This is a genomic window from Methylobacterium sp. W2, from assembly GCF_020662345.1.
In the GTDB taxonomy this organism is placed as follows: domain Bacteria; phylum Pseudomonadota; class Alphaproteobacteria; order Rhizobiales; family Beijerinckiaceae; genus Methylobacterium.
Genome location: NZ_VMOA01000001.1, coordinates 205,584 through 223,836, shown reverse-complemented (window position 1 = coordinate 223,836; position 18,253 = coordinate 205,584). Strand labels below are relative to the sequence as shown.

Here is an 18,253-nt window from a genome sequence, read left to right as displayed (position 1 = left end):
CGGCAGGACCGATCTGTGTTGGACCATCGTCATGAACACCATAGGTCGAGGCTGTGCGGGAATGGGTCTGTGTCATACGTCACACGACGAGGTCGATATGGTTGGTCTCGCCCCACCACGCCAGCATTCCCGCCGGGCGATGCTGGTGATGGCACTCTTTGCCGCATTGGGGACGGGCATCGGCCATGCCGCGGCACGTCCCCTCAACCTCGTGGCCTTCGGCGACAGCCTGACCGCAGGGTATCGCCTGCCCTCGGCCGCGGCCTTCCCCTCCGTGCTGGAACGCGAACTGAAGGCCAAGGGCCGCGCCGTGTCGATCGCCAATGCGGGCGTCTCCGGCGACACCAGCACCGGCGGCTTGGACCGGCTCGACTGGTCGGTCCCCGATGGGACCGACGGAGTCATCCTCGAACTCGGCGCCAACGACATGCTGCGCGGCACCGACCCAGCCGTCACGAGAAAGGCCCTCGACACCATCGTCTCCCGGCTCAAGGCCCGCAACATCCCGGTCCTGCTCGCCGGCATGAAGGCCTCGACCAATCTCGGGCCGGATTACGTGGCGCGGTTCGACGCGATCTACCCCGATCTCGCCCGGCAACACGGCCTCGTCTTCTACCCGTTCTTCCTGGAGGGCATCCTCAACGACCGGCGCTTCAACCTGGAGGATGGGCTGCACCCGAACGTGAAGGGCGTCGAGACCATCGTCGCCGGCATCCTGCCCACGGTGGAGACCTTCCTCGACCGGCTCGGCGCGGGGCAGAAATAGACCGATGCCGCGCCTGTTCACCGCCCTGGAATGTCCCGACGACCTCGCCGAGGCGCTGTCGCGGTACCAATGCGGCCTGCGCGGCGCGCGCTGGATCGAGCGCGGCGACCTCCACATCACCCTGCGCTTCCTCGGCGACGTGGAGGACGAGGTGGCCGAGGCGTTCCATGCCGGCCTCGTCGAAGCGCGCCCGCGCCCGCCTCTCAACGTGACGCTGTCCGGACTCGACGCGTTCGGCGGAGACAAGCCTCGCGCGATCATCGCAGGCGTGACTGCCGGCCCCGACCTCCTCGACCTGCAGGAGGAGCATGAGCGCATCGCCCGCGCCGCCGGCGCCGAACCCGAGCGACGCAAGTTCATGCCGCACGTGACCCTGGCCCGTCTCGCCAAGCGCGACACCAGCGCGCCGGACGTGGCGGAGTATCTCGCCGAGATGGGCCTGTTTCCGGCGCTGCGGTTCACCGCGACGCGGGTGGCCCTGTTCTCGGCGCGCGAATCGCGGGGCGGCGGGCCGTATGTGGTGGAGGCGGCGTATCCGCTGGGGTGAGGGATACGCTCCGGCTCACAACCGCCGCAGCGCCACGCTCTCGATTCGATGGCTTGCGCCCTTGGCCAGGATCAGGCTCGCGCGCTGGCGCGTCGGCAGGATGTTGTCGCGTAGGTTCGGCAGGTTGATCGTGGTCCAGAGGTTGTCGGCGATCTCGAGGGCTTCGGCCTCGGTCACCTCGGCGTATTTGCGGAAATACGAGAGCGGATCGCGGAAGGCGGTCTGGCGCAGGCGCAGGAAGCGGTTGACGTACCAGCGGTGCAGGTCGTCCTCGTGCCCGTCGAGATAGATCGAGAAATCGAAGAAGTCGGAGACGAAGGGGATCGCGGTGCCGTCGCGCGGCAGGCGCGCCGGCTGAAGCACGTTGAGGCCCTCGACGATGAGAATGTCGGGAGATTCCACCACCCGCTCCTCGCCCGCCACCACGTCATAGACGAGGTGAGAATACAGCGGCGCGGCCACGCGCTTCTTGCCGGCCTTGATGTCGGTGAGAAAGCGCAGGAGGGCGGCGGTGTCGTAGCTCTCGGGAAAGCCCTTGCGCTCCATGGCGCCCATGCGCTTCAGCTCGGCATTGGGCAGCAGGAACCCGTCCGTGGTGATGAGGTCGACCTTCGGCGTGTTCGGCCAGCGGGCGAGCAGCGCCTTGAGGACGCGGGCGGTGGTGGATTTGCCCACCGCCACCGAGCCGGCCACCCCGATAATGTAGGGGACCTTGGCCTCGCGCTCGGCGATCAGGAAGCGCTGCGTCGCCTTGAACAGCCCCTGCGTCGCCGCGACGTAGAGGGAGAGCAGGCGCGACAACGGGAGATAGATCGCCACCACCTCCTCGATGGAGATGGGATCGTTGAGCGATTGCAGGCGGGTGACGTCGTCCCCCGTCAGCGTCAACGGGGTATCGGCGCGCAACTGCGCCCATTCCTCGCGGGAAAACAGGCGATAAGGCGACAGGCGCTCGGGGCCGATCCCCGTCACCGGATCCTGGCCGAGGGCGGGATCACGCTCGGACACGATCGCGATGGGCCGTGACGGCTCGACGGTCACGTGTGCCTCCGGGCCGCTTTCTCGGCGATGCCGCTCTGGGCGGTGCGGCGCTCCAGTTCCGCCATCACCTCCGGCAGGCCGACGCCGCCGGCACGCAGCAGCACGAGGAGGTGGTAGAGCACGTCCGCCGCCTCGCTCACGAGCCCGTCACGATCGCCCTGCACGGCGGCGATGGCGGCCTCGACCGCTTCCTCGCCGAGCTTCTTGGCGGGCTTGGCCGGACCGCCGGCCAGGAGCTTGGCCGTGTAGGACTGGTCCGGCGGCGCGGCGGCGCGGTCGGCGATGAGGGCGTCGAGGTCGCTCAGGGTGAAATCGGTCATGCGATCCTAGCTCTCGGCAGGCCGGACGATGCACGCTACGGCGACGAGCCTGCGGCAAGGGAGGAGATTGGGCAAGGGCCGGACTTCGGCGCCGCGCCCCGTCACGGGTCGAGCCGCATGCGCAAGCCGGCCTTGGCCATATGCGCCTTGGCCTCGGCGATGGTGTGCTGGCCGAAATGGAAGATCGAGGCAGCCAGCACCGCGCTGGCGCCGCCGTCGCGCACTCCTGCCACGAGGTCGTCGAGGCCGCCGACGCCACCCGAGGCGATGACCGGCACCGAGACCGCGTCCGAGATCGCCCGCGTCAGGGCGATGTCGTAGCCCGAGCGCATCCCGTCCCGGTCCATGGAAGTGACGAGGAGTTCACCGGCGCCGCGCGCCGCCACGGTCCGGGCGAAGTCGATGGCATCGAGCCCGGTGGGCTTGCGCCCGCCATGGGTGAAGATCTGCCAGGCATCCGGCTCGCCCGGCGCGGAGGTCCGCTTGGCGTCGATGGCGACGACGATGCACTGGCTGCCGAACTTGAGGGCGCCGCGCTCCACGAAGGAAGGGTCGTTCACCGCCGCCGTATTGATCGAGACCTTGTCGGCCCCGGCGAGCAGCAGGGTGCGGATGTCCTCCACCGTGCGCACGCCGCCGCCCACGGTGAGCGGCATGAAGCAGGCCTCGGCCGTACGGCTCACCACGTCGAGCAGGGTGCCGCGGGCCTCGTGGCTCGCGGTGATGTCGAGGAAACAGAGTTCGTCGGCGCCGGCCGCGTCATAGGCCTTGGCCGCCTCCACCGGATCGCCGGCATCGCGCAGTTCCAGGAACTGGACGCCCTTGACGACGCGCCCGTCCTTCACGTCGAGGCAGGGGATGATACGGGTCTTCAACATGGTGGACCTGTCACGCTTGCGGCCGAACCGGGTCGCACGCATCGGGCCATGCCCGTCCCTGCACCATTCCGTCAACTCGACGGCGGGGATCGGCACCATTTTGCAGGGTCGTTCGCCGGAATTTGAAACCCGAACCGGGCGTCGGGGATTCTCAACCCTATCCCCACAGGTCCGGCGTCGGCGGATGGATCAGACTGCCGTCGAAGCGCAGGGCCGGCTCGCGGTCCCGCGCTAGAAGCAGCGGGCCGTCGAGATCGACATAGTCCGCGTGGTGGGCGAGCAGCATGGCAGGCGCCATGGCCAGCGACGTGCCGACCATGCAGCCGATCATCAGCGACAAGCCCCGCGCCTTGGCCTCGTGCGCCAGCATCACCGCCTCGGTGAGGCCGCCGGCCTTGTCGAGCTTGATGTTGATGGCGTCGTAGCGGTCGGAGAGCGCGTCGAGCCCGGCCCGGTCGTGCAGGCTCTCATCGGCGCAGATCGGGATCGGCCGGGCGATACGGGCGAGCAACTCGTCCTCGCCGGCCGGGAGAGGTTGCTCGATGAGGCCGACCCCCGCGGCGACGCAGGCGGCCAGATTCGCCTCGATGGTCTCCGCGCGCCACGCCTCGTTGGCATCGACGATCAGGCGCGACTCCGGCGCGCCGCGACGCACGGCGGCGATGCGCTCGGGATCCCCCTCGCCACCGAGCTTGACCTTGAGCAGGGGCCGGTGCGCCGCGCCGCGCGCGGCCTCCTCCATGCTCTCCGGCGTGCCGAGGCTCAGCGTATAAGCGGTGGTGGCGACCTGCGGCGGGCTCAGGCCCGCGATCTCCCAGGCCGGGCGGCCGCGCTGCTTGGCCTCCAGATCGAGGAGGGCGCAATCGAGAGCGTTGCGCGCGGCTCCCGCCTTCATTAGCGCGAGCAGATTGGTGCGGGTGGCCCCCGCCGCGATCGCGTCGGCCTGTGCGAGGATCAAGGCGCAGACGCTCTCGGGGGATTCGCCGTAGCGGGGATAGGGCACGCATTCGCCCCGGCCCAGATGGCCGTCGGCATCGTCCGTGATGGTGGCGAGCACCACCACCGCTTCCGTGCGGCTGCCCCGCGCGATGGTGAAGGCTCCGGCGATGGGGAAGCGCTCGACAGCGACGGTGAGGCGGCGGGTCATGCCGCACTCCCGGCGGGGAACTCCGCCAGCAGGCGGGCGATGATTCCGTCGACACCGAAGCGGACCGGATCGGTGGCGGGCAACCCATGCTCCTTGGTCAGATCCTGGAGCAGGGTGCGGGCCTCGTCCTCCCCGAGCTTCTGCGTGTTCACGGCGATCCCCACCGGGCAGATGCCGGGATTGGTGAGGCTGCCGAGCTGGATCGTGAGGTCGATCACCTGCTGGATCGAGGGCAGCGGATGCGTCACGCCGCGCATGGCGGTGCGGCTTGGCTCGTGACAGACGACGAAGGCATCGGCCTGGGCACCGTGGAGCAGGCCGAGGCTGACGCCCGCGAAAGACGGGTGGTAGAGCGAGCCCTGTCCCTCGATCAGGTCCCAATGGTCCGGGTCCGCCGCGGGAGCGATCCATTCCACGGCACCGGAGATGAAGTCGGCCACCACCGCATCGATGGCGACGCCGCGCCCGGAGATGAACACGCCGGTCTGGCCGGTGGCCCGGAAATCCGCGTCGAGGCCGCGCTCGCGCATGCCGCGCTCCAGGGCGAGGACGGTGTATTTCTTCCCCACGGAGCAATCGGTGCCGACGCTGAGGAGCCGGCGTCCGGGCCGCCGGATGCCCTTGCCGGTGTCGAAGGTCTCGGTGGTGTGGCGCACGTCATGGAGCTGACGGCCGTTCCTCTCGGCCGCCTCGGCGATCTCCGGCAGCGAACCGAGGCGCACGTGAAGGCCGCTGGCGATGTCGAGCCCCGCATTCAAGGCAGCCACGACCTCCGAGACCCAATGCTTCGGAAGCACGCCGCCGGCATTGGCGACGCCGATGACCATGGTCCTGCAGCCCTTGGCCACGGCCTCGTCCAGGGTGAGGTCCGGGATGCCGAGATCGGCGGCGCAGCCGGGCAGGCGCAACTGGCCGACGCACCAGTCCGGGCGCCAGTCGGCGATGCCGTAGGCAGTCTTGGCTGCCAACGTATCGGGCACGTCGCCGAGGAACATCAGGTAGGGCGTTTCGATCTGCATCTCGCGGGCACCCATCGCAATCGCGGTCTTCCGAACCGTTCCCGACGTCTATGCGCGAAGCGGGCGGTGCTGCCAAATGCAGGATAGAGGCCGGTGGTACGATGACGGACGGAGCGCCCGCGGCCGCGAACCATCGCCAAGCCCTGCCCGACGCACCGTCGCCGATCGCGACCGCCATGCATCAGTGGCGAGGGCGGAAGTGAAGTGGGGCGGTGGCCATTAGATTTTTAACCGGGCTGCCGTCCGGAAATGGCAGAAAGCTGGTTCCCGGGCGCACCAGATCCAGGGCTAAAGTATCGAGATACCGCGATCCGGATGTCTGCTTGATCTCAGCCTTCTCGACGACCCCCGATCGGTTGACGACGAAGACGAGCAGGACAGTTCCCCCGAACGGGTACCGGTAGCCGGTATTGTTCAACCGGAAGGCCAAGGTCTTCGCCAAAGTAGATTTATATTCGCTCATTGAAACGAAAAATTTCCGCTCATTCTGACCCAAGGCCTGGGAGTTTAACGCGCAGATAACGACGAGACCGCCAAGGGCTCGCGTTACGGATGCGCGGAGGGAATGGATCGACCGGTTCGTCATTCATTTAGCTCCTGCGGTCACGATCGCTCTCGCTCATCCGCGGAACCGGGATGAAGAGTTTCTACAACCGCACCGTGTCTCCATAGACGCTCTTTGCCGCCGGTGGGATGATCTATCGGCCGCTGATGGACCGGAAGCCGAACCTTGGCTGTGGACAGGGGATGGCTCGGCTTGGTGCACGCGAAGGGTCGTCGCCGGTCTTGGCTGACGCAGGATCGACATCCGTCGGTGGGAGCACGTGAATTACTGACGGAATCGGCACTTGCGATCGGCGCAGTTGTCGGGTGTGGTCCCCGCCGAACAAAGGCTGAAGGGGAGACGGCCATGAAGATGTACGGCAACTGGCGCTCGGCCGCCGCTTTCCGGGTGCGCATCGCCCTCAACCTCAAGGGCCTCCCCTGCGAGGAGACCTTCATCGATCTCGATGCCGGCGACCAGTTCAAGCCCGAGTATCTCGCCATCAACCCGCAGGGCGCCGTGCCGGCCTTCTTCGACGGCGACGGCCCTCCCCTGACCCAATCGCTGGCGATCCTCGACTATCTCGAGGACATCCATCCCGAGCCGGCCCTGCTGCCGAGCGATCCGAAAGCCCGGGCACGCGCCCGCTCCCTGGCGCAGGTCGTCGCGTGTGACACCCATCCGCTCTACGTCCCACGGGTGCGCAACTACCTGATGTCGGCCTACGACATCCCGAAGGACGGCATGATGGGGTTCGTGCGGCACTGGTTCGAGAGCGGACTCAAGACGCTGGAGACCCGCCTCGCCCATGAGCCGGGCACCGGCCGCTACGCGCAGGGAGACGCGATCAGCCATGCCGATCTCTGCCTCGTGAGCCTCTGGGTCGGCACCGGCATCTTCGGCGTCGAGACCGCGCCCTATCCCACCGTGAAGCGGATCGCCGAGGATTGCCTGTTGCAGGAGGCGTTCGCCAGAGCGCATCCCCTGCGCCAGCCCGGCGCGCCCGCGTGAGAATATCGGCCGGGCTGCGCGCCTGAGGCTGCCGCTCAAATAAGATTTTGCCTATAATACCCGAGCGGAGAAAAAGGCGGACTGCCTGCCGCTCAAGTTTGAGGGACGAGGGACGCATGGTACCGGGCGAAACCGTGGACAACCTCCACCGCATCGTGGTCGTCGGTGGAGGCGCGGCTGGGCTCCAGCTCGCCACCAAGCTCGGCGACACGCTGGGCCGGAAGGGCAAGGCGCACGTCACCCTCGTGGACAGGGCACGGACCCATATCTGGAAGCCGCTGCTGCACGAGGTCGCCGCGGGCAGCCTCGATGTCGGTCACCACGCGGTCGATTATCTCCACCACGCGCATCAGCATCATTTCCGCTATCGCATCGGCTCGATGACGGGGCTCGACCGGACCGCGCGCACGATCCAGCTCGCGGCGAGCCACGACGCCGAGGGCCGCGAGGTCACGCCCGTCCGCTCGATCCCCTACGATACGCTGGTCCTGGCTGTCGGCTCGACCACCAACGATTTCGGCACGCCGGGGGTGAAGGAGAACGCCATCGCCCTCGACACGCCGGACCAGGCGGTGCGGTTCCACCAGCGCCTCGTCAACGGCATGCTGCGCGCGCATACGCAGGTCGGGCCGGTCCGCCCCGGCCAGCTCCATGTGACGGTGATCGGGGCCGGCGCCACCGGCACCGAACTCGCGGCGGAGCTCCATCGCACCACCCGGGACGTGGCCTCCACCGGCCTCGACAAGATCGACCCGGCCAAGGACCTGAAGATCACCCTCGTCGAGGCGGCGAGCCGGATCCTGCCGGCCGTCCCCGAGCGTCTGTCGGCGGAGGTGATGGCACTGCTGAACAAGATCGGCGTCGAGGTTCGCACCCAGGCGCGGGTGACGGAAGTCCGCGCCGACGGCGTTCAGCTCGCCGATGGCGGGTTCATCCCCTCCGAACTCGTGGTCTGGGCGGCCGGCGTGAAGGCGCCGCCGTTCCTGCAGGAGATCGGCGGCCTCGAGACGACGCGCAACAACCAGCTCGTGGTCACGCCGACGCTCCAGACCACGCGCGATCCCGACATCTTCGCCATGGGCGACTGCGCCTATCTCGTGGAGCAGGGCTCGGACACGCCGATCCCGCCGCGTGCGCAGGCGGCGCACCAGCAGGCGAGCCATCTCATCAAGCAGATCCCGATCAAGATGGCCGGGGAGCCCCTGAAGCCGTTCAAGTACCGGGATTTCGGCTCGCTGGTGTCCCTCGGGGAATATTCCACGGTGGGCAACCTGATGGGCTTCATCCAGGGAAAGAACATGTTCATCGCCGGGCTGTTCGCGCGGATGATGTACTGGTCGCTCTACAAGATGCACGAGCGCGCCCTGCACGGCACGATCAAGACCGCCCTCGACGCCACGGCCCGCGCCCTGACGCGCCGTACGGAGCCGCGGGTGAAGCTCCATTAGCCAACGACCGAATTCGCCGGGGGCCATGCCGCGCCCCCGGCAGGACCATGACGAGACACGATCATGATCGACATCATCCAGGGCCTGCAGCAGCGCAATCCCACGCTCGGCCCCTACGTCCTCGTGCTGCGCTCGGATTCCCGCGCGAGAGATCCGTCCGACCCGGCGCGGCTCTGCGCCGAGGCGGAGGCCTGGATCGCCGAGAAGACCCCTGGGGCGCGTCTGTCCCAGGAGACCGTGCTGGTCGCGCCCTATCCGGGTGGGATGCCCACCGAGCGCAACGTCTCGGTGATGGCCTTCAAGGATGCGATGCAGCTCGCCGCCTTCGCCACGGCCTGGACGGCGGAGCCCGAACCGGACGACGAGCCGACGCCCGAAGCGGAGTGATACCGGACCTCCCTGATCCTGACCTATGGGTCAGGGTCAGGGAGACTTGGTATGAGCCCGGGCGGAACGGTCAGGCGGCTTGCAGCATCCTGATCGTCCCGAGGGTGCCGTCACGGACGACGACGAGGCGCTCGACCAGCGGCGCGAGATCGTCCCCGTTGCGGCAGGCGGTTTCGATCTCGCGGCAGAGATCCGACAGACCGACGAAGCCGAGCAGACCGGCGGCCGACACCATGACGTGCGCGTCGTAGGCCAAATCCGCCGGTTCGAGGCCCGTCAGATCCACGGCCTTCGGCGACGATCCGAACCGGTCGACGAGTTCATCGGCGAGCATCGACAGCAGGACCGTCGCACGCTCCGGTCCCACCATGTCCTTCAGCGACTCGTAGACCTCGCGATCGAGAATAGTCGGGGGGGCCGGCGCGTCAACGGTGGCCGGTGTGCCGCTCCAACGGGCGATGGCCGCATAGAGCGCATCGCGCTTGAACGGCTTGCCGACATGATCGTCCATGCCGGCGGCCGTCAGCGAGGCGACCTTCTCGGGCAGAACGTTGGCGGTCATGGCGATGATCGGCACCGCGCAGGCCGGGGCAGGCAGAGCGCGGATCATGCGCGTCGCGGCGAGCCCGTCCATGCCGGGCATCTGGACGTCCATGAGGACGAGGTCGAAGGCGAGCGGTCCGCCCGCATGGGCTCGGATCGCGGCCACCGCCTCCGCACCGTTGCCCACCACTTCGACACTGTGACCGGCGAGTTCGAGAACCGCCCGAGCCAGCGTCTGGTTCACCGGCACGTCCTCGGCGACGAGGATCCGCACCGGCCTCGGCGCCACGGCATTCCCGGCGGCCGGGATACCGGGCCCGGCCTCAACGGGGCCGCTCGCCGCCTCCGCGCGCGGCAGGGTGAGAGTGAACCAGAAGGTCGATCCTTCGCCGGGACGGCTTGTGACCCCGATCTCCCCCTCCATCATCGAGACGAGGCGGCGGCAGATGGCGAGGCCGAGTCCGGTGCCGCCGAAGCGGCGGCTGATGGAGGAATCGACCTGGCTGAAGCGCTGGAACAGATGGACCTGCTGCTCCTCCGAGATGCCGATTCCCGTATCCACCACTTCGAAGCGCAGGACGGGGCCAGCCGCCTCCTCGCCGCATTGGCTGACATTGAGGATGACGGAACCGGACGGGGTGAACTTCACGGCGTTGTTGAGGAGATTGAGCAGGACCTGCCTGAGCCGGTTCGCATCCCCCAGGGCCCAGGGCGGCAGCGCGGGGTCGAGCCGCGAGACGATGGTCACGGGGCTCTTCAGCGCGCTGCCGCGCACGATCTCGACGGTGTTCTCGATGAGATCGCGCAACGGGAACGGCAGCAATTCCAGGGTGAATTGTCCCGCTTCGATCTTCGAGAAGTCGAGAACGTCGTTGACGATGGTGAGGAGCGCGGCGCCCGCCCCACGGATCAATTCGAGGCGGTGCGTGTCGTCCGGTGTCCGGCTCGGTTCCTCCAGCAGGAGGTCGGCATAGCCGAGGATGCTGTTGAGCGGCGTGCGGATCTCGTGGCTCATGGCGGCGAGGAACTCGCTCTTCGCAGCGCTGGCTTGCTCGGCCCTGACTGTGGCCGCCTGCAACGCGGCCTCCACCGTCTTGCGCTCGGTGATGTCGAAATGCAGGCCGACCATACGATAGGGCGCGCCGGCGCCGTCGTAGAGCACGCGACCACAGGTCGAGATCCAGCGCTCCTCCGCCTCCACGACAATGCGGTATTCGGTGACGTAATTGGTCCGGTTTCGGATCGCGTGGGCCGCTTCCTCGCGGACCGCCTGCCTGTCGTCGGGATGGACCAGCGGGATCCAGTCCCGGGCGGGCATGGCCCGAGCACCCTCGCCGGGGAGGCCGAACAGGCCGACGGCTTTCGGGCTGAGGGTGATGGTGTCCGTCCAGAGGTCGAGATCCCAGGTGCCCGCATCGGCCGCTTCCTGGGCGATGCGCAGCAGATCGGTCGTCTCCTCCAACCGCTGGCGGGCGGTGATGATGTCGTCGATGTCGAGGGCGGTGCCGAGCCATTCGGCATCATCCGGCGCCCGGTCGTCATGGGTCGGGATCGGGATCATCACGATCTTGTGCCAGCGGTAGACGCCGTCATGGCGGCGCAGCCGCCCCTCCACCGTGAAGGTCCGCCCCCGCTTGCGGGCGTTTCGCCAGGCGACCTCCATGCGTTCGGCATCGTCGGGATGGTTGCGCGCCGTGCGCTCCGTCCGCTCGGGACCGATATCGCCGTAGAAATCGGTGAAGGCGGGATTCACGTAGGTCGCCGTTCCATCGGGCGGCCGCGTGGTCCAGATCAGGGCCGGCAGCGCCTCCGCGAGGGTGCGGTAGCGATCCTCGCTGCGCTGGAGCTCGAGTTCCGCGGCGCGGCGCTCGGTGATGTCGCGGGTGACCTCGGCATAGCCGACCACGGCCCCCTCGTCGTCGCGGATGGCGTCGATGGCGACGCTGGCGAAGAATTGCGAGCCGTCGCGGCGAACCCGCCAGCACTCGAATTTGAGCCGCCCCTCATAGGCGGCGGTGGCGAGCGCGATGCGCGGCGCCCCGGATTCGAGGCCCTCCGTGGTGTAGAAGCGCGAGACGTGGCGCCCGATGGCCTCCTTTGCGGAATAGCCGGTGATCCGCTCGGCTCCGCTGTTCCAGTTGGCGACGTGGCCGGTCCGGTCGAGGGTGACGAAGGCGCAATCGCTCACCGCGTCCACGAGACGGCGGAACTGGCTCGTCCGCTCCCGCAAGGCGGCGTCGGAATTGCGGGCATCCGTCACATCGATGGCGGTGCCGACGAGACCGATGGCCAGGCCCGCCATGTCGAGTTCGCAGATGCCGCGAACCACCATCGTCCGGACTTCCCCCGTCGGACGAACCATCCTCGCTTCGAAGGCGAAAGCCCCCCTGCGCTCCAGCGCATCGGAGATGCTGGACCGAACCAGCTCATGGTCGTCGGGATGATGCAGATCGATGGCCCCGTCGAACGTCGGGGCGAAAGTCGCGGGATCGAGCCCGGCGATCACGTAGATGCCGGTGGACCAGAAGGTCTGGCCATCGGCGAGCCGAACCCGCCAATGCCCGATCCCGGCAGCCTCCTCCGCCATGGCGAGCAAGTGATGGGCGCTGGCGAGCGCGTTCTGGCGCTGCTGCAATTCTTCCCGCTGGTCGGCGATCGTCGCCTGATGGGCTGCGCGTTCCTCGGCCTCGCCGATCAGCCTGACATGGACGTCGGCAAGGCGAAGATGGGCTGTGACGATGGCCGCAAGGTCGTGCAGAGCCGCCTCATCCTCCGCGCCGAACGGGCGCGGCGTACTGTGCATGAGACAGAACGAGCCGACGCGGAAACCCGATTCGAGGCAGAGCGGCACGCCGGCGTAGAACACGACGGGGTCCGGGCCGGTCACCAGCGGATTCAGGGCGAAGCGTGGATCGAGGCGCGCATCCGGCACCACGAGCAGGTCGTCGCCCGCGATGGTGTGATGGCAGAACGATTGGAGGCGCGGAATCTCCTTGCGGCCGAGATCGCAGTCCGACTTGATCCACTGCCGGTCGGAATCGATGAGGGCGACATAGGCTTTCTCGACCCCGAAGAGGCGTTTGGCCGTGCGCGACACCGCGTCGAAATGCTCTTCGGGGGGCGTATCGAGGATACCGAGGCCGTGAAGCGCGGCGACGCGCTCGGCTTCATGAGACGGCGTGATCAAGGATCGGGCCTCGTTGAACGGCAATGGCAGCCTTGCGGAGCATCACCTGTGCCGGTCGCAAGGATAACGTTCTATGTCTCGAATGAGAATTTTGCCCGCCACCGCCTCATTCTCGATGGCGCACAGTATCATTCCTTCGCCGGCGAGACTTCGCTGCCACGGCGATAGATCCAACGTGTGACTTCAGGTGGTCGATCGCTGTTGAGACAACCAGCGAACACGCGCGGCTTCGAGCCCCCATAGCATTCCCAGCATCATATAAACATGACGCCACTTCTCGATATCGATCTGAAATGCCTGGAGGAAGAACATCAGGAGGGCCGGAAACACGATCTGGGCGAGCCCCTGATACGGGGATGGTTTGAGGCACAGGCGAAACCCGACGAAGATGGAGGTCAGGACGATGGAGACGAAAGCGAAACCTCCGAGCCATCCCCCATTCGCGAACCCGCCGATATAGGAATTGTGCGGCTCCAGATCGAAGACCACACGCCATCTTAAAGGCCCGAAACCGAGGGGGCGATCGATGAGCATCGGGATGCCGCGGAGCTGATTGCCGAACCGACCGGTCTCGCCCTCGTCATAATCCTTCGTGACCTGCGCCCGATCGGTGAACCGCTCGGAAACACCCTCCATCGACAGGAGGCCGCCGATCAGGAGCGCTCCGACGAGCACGGTCAGCGCCGACAATCGGGCGATGCGCCGCCGAACGGCCCGCGATGGAGAGGTCGCCCAGGTGAGACCGATCGTCAGGCAGATACCGAGGAGGCATGCGCCCCAGGATCCGCGCGAGAACGAGAGGAAGACGCAGGCCAGCAGGACGAGCAGGGCCGCCGCGGACAGGAACACCCGCCGCGTCTCCCCCACCAGCATCCTGCGGATGAGATACAGCACCGACAGGATCAGGAAGGATCCGAGCAGGTTGGGGTCCTGGAACACGCCCGAGGCGCGTCCGTCCATCTTGAACAGCACGTCTTCGCCGAGCACGTCGAAATAGCTGAAGATGCCGCAGACCGCCGCGAAAAGGGCTCCCGCGAGGTAGGCCTTGAGAACGAAACCGATCCTGCCGGATGTCTCGTCCGAGAAGAACATCACGAAGAAGATCCCGGTCAACCCGAGATAGACGGCCTGATAGGTCCACTCGACCGAGTTGGTCTCGTCGAGATAGGGGATCAGCGCGATGACGATCGCCATCAGATAGATCAGCAGCAATGCGACGATGACGATCGTCGCACGGTAGAGCCTGATCCCCAGCAGGAACCACAGCGCGATCGTCGGCAATGCCAGAAAATCATAGGGCGACGGCTTCATGAAGGTGAAGCACGTGAAGAAGATGACCAGCGCCAATAGCGCGTAGCCGAGGGCGTGGAGCGGACCCGAAGAGACACGGCGAGGATCAGCCGACGTCATGGTGACGCCCGCCGCATTCGCGCTCCATCCCCCGCCTGCCGCCATTCCGCCCGTCCAACCCGCCTGAGGATACGCGCCCGGCCTCAGCATGAGGCACTCCCCGTCAGCGAAGACTTAAGCGAACGGTCCTGCGTCCCTCGCATGCCAAGAGCCATCGCCCAAGCGTCAGGCGGTCGCTGTCCTGGGAGGCCGGGGGCGGACCAGGATTTCCTGGATGAAGCGGGTCATCGGCCGTTCCACAAACCGGTGCGCGAACACGGCAAAGACACAGCACGATACGACAGTCACGGCGAGCATCGGCCAAGCCTGCGTCGTTTCCTCGAAGCCGGTCCATTGCATGGCCTTGCGGATCCCGACGATCACGAACGGGTGGCTGAGATAGAGCACATACGATGCATCGCCGAGATGGACCCCGAGCTTCGTGAGACGCGAAGGCTGCCCCTGACGGCCGAGGGCGGCGGCGCAGACGATCAATGCGGCGGGAAGTCCCCAGCCAATGACTCGCCAGGCGTCGTTGGGCGTCGTCCAATCGATGGCCTGATGCGAAGAGTTGATCGGGTCGGCAACCAGGATTGTGACTCCGCCGACGAGAATGGCTGCCCGCATCAGTCCGGATAGAACAACGCCGTGGCGGAGAAGCAGAGCGATCCCCATTCCGAGGACGAATTCGAGAACGATGGGGCGGGTCCAGAAGAACGGGGCGGCAGCGCTCGGCTGCAGGATGAAACCCGCAAAGACGAGACTGCCGAGCAGGGCCGCGACGGCGACCACCGTCTGATTGCGTCGCAGGCCAAGGAAGACCGCGAAGACGACATAGAAGAACATCTCGTAATTCAGCGTCCATCCCAGTTCGAGGACGGGCATGGGAGCCGCGTGCCCCGCAGCATAGGCGGGCCAGAAAGCAAAGGATGCGACGATGTTCGGCCAGCCTGAAAATTCCTTCGTCGCGCCCGCGAGCCCGACCATGAGGAACAGAATGTAGAGCGCCGTGAACATCCAATAGAGTGGGACAATCCGCGCCACGCGCCGGGCAAGGAACTCGCGCGACGCACCCTCGCGGCCAAAAAAGTCTTCGGACGCGTAGACCATGATGAAGCCGGAGATGACGAAGAAGATGTCGACACCGGCGCCCCAAGGCAGAAAATGGACGCGCTCGAACGAACCGCCGAGCTTTATCGACTGTACGAGAGTGTGATGCTGGGCATGGCCGAAAACGACCATGAGGGCCGCCAGTCCTCGCAGGATCTGCACGGAAGCGATCTGTTTCACGGGGGCACGGCCTCGCCAGCGGCATGATGCCGATCGCGGCGGATGGTCGGTCCGAGGCGGTTAAATCCCGATAAAACAGATGCCGGAAAATGGGGTCCGGGGTCGGATTATCCGATCAGCCCCCGCACGAGCGCGCGGAACTGGTCGCCCCGATCCTCGAAACTCTTGAACTGGTCGTAGGAGGCACAAGCCGGCGAGAGGAGGACCACCGGTTCTGGCGCCTCTGACCGGGCAGCCGCTTCCGCCGCCTGCTTCGTCGCCACATCCAGGGTGCCGCAGCGGGTGTAGGGCACCGTCCCCTCCAGCGTCGCGGCGAAGGCGTCGCTCGCCGCGCCGATGAGGTAGGCGTGGGCGACGCGGTCGAACAGCGGCGCCAGCAGGTCGATGCCGCCCTTCTTCGGCTTGCCGCCGAGGATCCAGTGGATGTCGCGGAAGGCGGTGAGGGCCTTCTCGGTGGAATCCGCGTTGGTCGCCTTGGAATCGTTGACGAACAGGACACGCCCGCGCCGGCCGACCTCCTCCATCCGGTGCGGCAGGCCGGGGAAGCTCGTGAGCGCCGATGCGATCCGCCCATCGGCCACATCGAGGGCTTGGGCCACGGCAATGGCGACGGCAGCGTTCTGCCAGTTATGCGCTCCACGGAGCGACCCGATGCCGGATAGATCGGCGATGGCCTCCCCGGAGCGCCCGGCCACGATCCCGTCGCGGACGGTCAGCCCATCCACATCCTGCAGCGCGACACCGATCCGTACGAGGGGGCCCCGATGCCGGTCGGCGATGGCGCGGCTCGGCTCGTCGTCGACGCCGATCACCACAAAGGCGGAGCCCTGGATCAGCCGCTCCTTGATTGCCGCGTAGTTCTCCATCGTCCCGTGCCGGTCGAGATGGTCGGGCGTGATGTTGAGGAGCACGCCAACGCTGGGGTTAAGCGACGGCGTCAGGTCGATCTGGAACGAGGACAGTTCGATGACGTGGTAGCGCCCCGGGGCCGGCGGCTCCAGCGACAGGATCGCCGTGCCGATATTCCCGCCCATCTGAACGTCGAGGCCGGCGTCGCTCAGGATATGCGCGATCAGCGCCGTGGTGGTGGACTTGCCGTTGGTGCCGGTGATGGCGACGAAGGGCGCATCGGGGGCGATCTTGGCCCGCTCCCGGCAGAACAGCTCCACATCGCCGATGATCTCGATCCCGGCCGCCCTGGCGAGATCGACGCTCCAATGCGGCACGGGATGGGTCAACGGCACGCCGGGGGCGAGGATCAGGGCGGCAAAACCCGACCAGTCGGCGCTGCGCAGATCCGCGACGGTGATGCCCTGTTCGCGTGCCCGGGCCTGGCCCACGGGGCTGTCGTCCCAGGCGACGACGCGGGCGCCCCCGGCCTGGAGCGAGAGCGCCGTGGCAAGGCCGGAGCCGCCGAGGCCGAACAGAGCGACCGTGCGGCCGGCGAAGGTGGTGGCGGGGGTCATGCGGGTCTCGAACTCGACATCTGCCCGGTCCGTCTCCCGCCCTCTACCTCATTCTCCTGAGGTGGATCGGTGGGACAACAGGCCATCGCGGAGGATCATCATACCATGCTCAGCGCAGCTTCAGCGTCGCGAGGCCGGCGAGCGCCAGGATCACGGCGATGATCCAGAACCGGATCACGACCTGCGGCTCCTTCCAGCCCTTCTGTTCGAAATGGTGGTGGATCGGCGCCATGCGGAAGACGCGCTTGCCGGTGAGCTTGAACGAGGCGACCTGGATGATCACCGACATGATCTCCAGGACGAACAGGCCGCCGACGATGGCGAGAACGATCTCGTGCTTGGTGGCGACGGCCACGGTGCCGAGGAGGCCGCCGAGGGCGAGCGACCCGGTATCGCCCATGAAGATCTGGGCCGGGGGCGCGTTGAACCACAGGAAGCCGAGCCCGGCGCCGATCACCGCACCGCAGACGACGGCGAGCTCGCCGGTGTCGCGGACGTAGTTCACCTGGAGGTAGCCGGCGGTGAAGACGTTGCCGACGAGGTAGGCGATGACGCCGAACGTGCCGCAGGCGATCATCACCGGCACGATGGCGAGCCCGTCGAGACCGTCGGTGATGTTCACCGCATTGCCGGCACCGACGATGACGAAGCCGGCGAACAGAACGTAGAACCAGCCGAGGTTCAGGAGCGCGTCCTTGAAGACCGGGAAGGCGAGCTGGTTCTGCAGCGCGGGCGCCGAATAATACGAGATCAGGGTGCAGGCCGAGATGGCAATGGAGGCTTCGAGCAGCAGCCGGAACTTGCCCGAGAACCCCTTATGCGACTGCTTCGTCACCTTGAGATAGTCGTCGTAGAAGCCGATGGCGCCAAAGCCGAGGGTCACCGCCAGCGTCACCCAGACGAAATGATTGCGCGGATTGGCCCAGAGCAGGATCGCCACGATGGCACCGGCCAGGATCATCAGCCCGCCCATGGTCGGCGTGCCGCGCTTGGTCAGATGGGTCTGAGGCCCGTCCTCGCGGATCGGCTGGCCCTTGCCCTGGCGCAGACGCAGCAGCGAGATGATGAGCGGCCCGAACCAGAACACGAACAGGCCCGCCGTGAACAGCGCGCCGCCGGTGCGGAAGGTGATGTAGCGGAAGACGTTGAGGGGCGAGAGCGTGCCGCTCAGGTCCGACAGGAGATACAGCATCCGACACCCGGTCGCGGTTTGTCTGGGAATGGATCATCGGGGTTGGAGGAGGCCGCGCGCCTTTCCGTCCCCGCCGTG

Annotated in this window: 16 protein-coding genes; 5 read left to right on the top strand and 11 right to left on the bottom strand. The window is 67.0% G+C overall.

Going from position 1 to position 18,253, the window contains the following annotated elements; translation table 11 throughout:
• Positions 1-139 precede the first annotated feature (139 nt).
• Both FPV16_RS01040 and thpR read left to right on the top strand, forming a co-directional pair.
• Positions 140-766, top strand: coding sequence for an arylesterase (locus FPV16_RS01040; RefSeq protein ID WP_227435549.1), 627 nt, complete (start codon positions 140-142; stop codon positions 764-766).
• 4 nt (positions 767-770) lie between these two features.
• Positions 771-1,313: an RNA 2',3'-cyclic phosphodiesterase gene (thpR, locus tag FPV16_RS01035; protein WP_227435442.1), complete on the top strand. Its 543-nt coding sequence runs from the start codon at positions 771-773 to the stop codon at positions 1,311-1,313.
• Positions 1,314-1,328: 15 nt separating this feature from the next.
• Here thpR and coaA read toward each other — a convergent pair whose 3' ends face one another.
• The 6 genes from coaA to FPV16_RS01005 all read right to left on the bottom strand — a co-directional run bounded on the left by coaA (position 1,329) and on the right by FPV16_RS01005 (position 6,304).
• Entirely contained in the window at positions 1,329-2,321 is a 993-nt protein-coding gene (gene coaA, locus FPV16_RS01030; RefSeq protein ID WP_227435547.1) for a type I pantothenate kinase, read from the bottom strand.
• Between the two features lie 29 nt (positions 2,322-2,350).
• Complete coding sequence (locus tag FPV16_RS01025) at positions 2,351-2,674, bottom strand: phosphoribosyl-ATP diphosphatase (RefSeq protein WP_027172044.1); 324 nt, start codon at positions 2,672-2,674, stop codon at positions 2,351-2,353.
• A gap of 101 nt (positions 2,675-2,775) precedes the next feature.
• The gene (gene hisF / locus FPV16_RS01020; protein WP_227435440.1) at positions 2,776-3,552 is read right to left on the bottom strand and encodes an imidazole glycerol phosphate synthase subunit HisF; all 777 of its coding nucleotides are present in this window, start codon (positions 3,550-3,552) and stop codon (positions 2,776-2,778) included.
• Between the two features lie 157 nt (positions 3,553-3,709).
• The gene (dgcA, locus tag FPV16_RS01015; protein ID WP_227435438.1) at positions 3,710-4,699 is read right to left on the bottom strand and encodes an N-acetyl-D-Glu racemase DgcA; all 990 of its coding nucleotides are present in this window, start codon (positions 4,697-4,699) and stop codon (positions 3,710-3,712) included.
• Positions 4,696-5,718 carry an N-acetyltransferase DgcN gene (dgcN, locus tag FPV16_RS01010; protein WP_227435545.1) on the bottom strand — a complete coding sequence of 341 codons (1,023 nt, stop codon included), beginning with the start codon at positions 5,716-5,718 and terminating at the stop codon, positions 4,696-4,698. The genes dgcA and dgcN overlap by 4 nt, the downstream gene beginning before the upstream one ends.
• A gap of 181 nt (positions 5,719-5,899) precedes the next feature.
• The gene (locus FPV16_RS01005) at positions 5,900-6,304 is read right to left on the bottom strand and encodes an energy transducer TonB (protein WP_227435436.1); all 405 of its coding nucleotides are present in this window, start codon (positions 6,302-6,304) and stop codon (positions 5,900-5,902) included.
• Positions 6,305-6,628: 324 nt separating this feature from the next.
• Here FPV16_RS01005 and maiA point away from each other — a divergent pair, with 324 nt between their 5' ends.
• From maiA to FPV16_RS00990, 3 genes are all read left to right on the top strand, one after another.
• Positions 6,629-7,273, top strand: coding sequence for a maleylacetoacetate isomerase (gene maiA, locus FPV16_RS01000; protein ID WP_227435433.1), 645 nt, complete (start codon positions 6,629-6,631; stop codon positions 7,271-7,273).
• Between the two features lie 116 nt (positions 7,274-7,389).
• Positions 7,390-8,721: an NAD(P)/FAD-dependent oxidoreductase gene (locus FPV16_RS00995; RefSeq protein WP_027172039.1), complete on the top strand. Its 1,332-nt coding sequence runs from the start codon at positions 7,390-7,392 to the stop codon at positions 8,719-8,721.
• A gap of 63 nt (positions 8,722-8,784) precedes the next feature.
• Positions 8,785-9,108, top strand: a complete 324-nt coding sequence (locus FPV16_RS00990) for a hypothetical protein (RefSeq protein ID WP_227435431.1) — start codon at positions 8,785-8,787, stop codon at positions 9,106-9,108.
• A 70-nt stretch (positions 9,109-9,178) separates the two neighbouring features.
• Here the strand turns inward: FPV16_RS00990 and FPV16_RS00985 are convergent, their stop codons facing one another.
• The 5 genes from FPV16_RS00985 to mraY form a co-directional block, all read right to left on the bottom strand.
• Positions 9,179-12,838: a PAS domain S-box protein gene (locus FPV16_RS00985; protein ID WP_227435429.1), complete on the bottom strand. Its 3,660-nt coding sequence runs from the start codon at positions 12,836-12,838 to the stop codon at positions 9,179-9,181.
• Positions 12,839-13,021: 183 nt separating this feature from the next.
• Positions 13,022-14,248, bottom strand: a complete 1,227-nt coding sequence (locus tag FPV16_RS00980) for an O-antigen ligase family protein (RefSeq protein WP_227435427.1) — start codon at positions 14,246-14,248, stop codon at positions 13,022-13,024.
• Positions 14,249-14,413: 165 nt separating this feature from the next.
• Positions 14,414-15,517 (bottom strand): acyltransferase family protein, encoded by a 1,104-nt coding sequence (locus FPV16_RS00975; protein ID WP_227435425.1) that lies wholly within the window; start codon positions 15,515-15,517, stop codon positions 14,414-14,416.
• Positions 15,518-15,624: 107 nt separating this feature from the next.
• On the bottom strand, positions 15,625-16,983 hold the full coding sequence (gene murD / locus FPV16_RS00970; protein ID WP_227435423.1) for a UDP-N-acetylmuramoyl-L-alanine--D-glutamate ligase: 1,359 nt from the start codon (positions 16,981-16,983) through the stop codon (positions 15,625-15,627).
• Between the two features lie 109 nt (positions 16,984-17,092).
• On the bottom strand, positions 17,093-18,175 hold the full coding sequence (gene mraY / locus FPV16_RS00965; RefSeq protein WP_227435421.1) for a phospho-N-acetylmuramoyl-pentapeptide-transferase: 1,083 nt from the start codon (positions 18,173-18,175) through the stop codon (positions 17,093-17,095).
• Positions 18,176-18,253: the final 78 nt, after the last annotated feature.